The sequence below is a fragment of the Robertmurraya kyonggiensis genome (assembly GCF_005116465.1).
Lineage (GTDB): Bacteria > Bacillota > Bacilli > Bacillales > Cytobacillaceae > Robertmurraya > Robertmurraya kyonggiensis.
Map to the genome: position 1 here is coordinate 1 of NZ_SWBM01000054.1, position 1,318 is coordinate 1,318.

Annotated in this window: 1 protein-coding gene; it reads left to right on the forward strand. The window is 46.1% G+C overall.

Features of this window, described 5'->3' with window-relative positions; translation table 11 throughout:
- Nucleotides 1-1,318: reverse transcriptase family protein (locus tag FA727_RS25645; RefSeq protein WP_136833917.1), on the forward strand; the 1,318-nt coding region annotated here is incomplete at both ends.

Below are 1,318 nucleotides of genomic sequence, written 5' to 3' on the forward strand. Positions count from 1 at the left end.
GTTAGTGGCTCCATCAGGGGAGAAGATTGAGTATCAGGCAACCAAAACCACAGAGCCCGGTCAGGTCAATCATGCTGAAGGCACAGAGTTGAAGGACATTCGAGTGGTGAACGAGTATCCAGATGTGTTCCCAGATGAATTGCCAGGTATGCCTCCGGAACGTGAAGTTGAATTTGTTATTGAACTTATGCCTGGCACAGCACCCATAGCTAAAAGACCATATAGAATGGGGGTAAAAGAATTAAAGAAACTTAAAGAAGAATTGAGGGCCTTACTAGCTAAGGGGTATATTCGTCCTAGTTGTTCGCCTTGGGGAGCTCCAGTGTTGTTTGTTGATAAGAAAGACGGGACACAGAGGATGTGCATAGACTACCGAGCCCTCAATGAGGTCACCATCAAGAATAAGTATCCACTGCCAAGGATCGATGATCTCTTTGACCAATTGAGGGGAGCTTGTGTGTTCTCGAAGATCGATCTCAGATCAGGCTATCATCAGATGAGAATCCGGGTGACAGATATCCCCAAGACAGCTTTCACTACCCGGTATGGTTTGTATGAGTTCACAGTTATGTCCTTTGGATTGACTAATGCACCGGCCTACTTCATGTATTTGATGAACAGCGTGTTCATGGATTATCTTGACAAGTTCGTCGTGGTGTTCATCGATGATATTCTGGTTTTCTCCAAGAATGAGGAAGAGCATGAGGAACATTTGAGGTTAGTGATGCAGAGACTCCGAGAACATCAGTTGTATGCTAAGTTGAGCAAATGTGAATTCTGGCTGAAGGAGGTATCATTCTTGGGCCATGTGTTGTCAAATGGAGGTGTCGCAGTTGATCCGAAGAAGGTCAGGGATGTTCTCAACTGGATTCCACCGCAGAATGTCAGTGAGATCAGGAGTTTTCTCGGAATGGCAGGCTACTATCGGCGTTTTATTGAGGGATTCTCCAAGATTGCCAAGCCCTTGACATCCTTGCTAGAGAAGAATGCCAAGTTCGTGTGGACACCGCAGTGCCAAGCTAGCTTTGAGGAGTTGAAGAAAAGGCTGACCACTGCACCAGTATTGGTACTGCCAGATGTTACTAAGAGTTTCTCAGTGTATTGCGATGCGTCTCGTCAAGGATTGGGATGTGTACTCATGCAGGAGGGCAGAGTTGTGGCATATGCATCCAGACAGTTGAGGAGACATGAGCTGAATTATCCGACACATGATCTGGAATTGGCAGCCGTAGTACACGCGTTGAAGATCTGGAGGCATTATTTGATTGGACACAAGTGCGACATCTATACCGACCACAAGAGCCTTAAGTATGTGTTC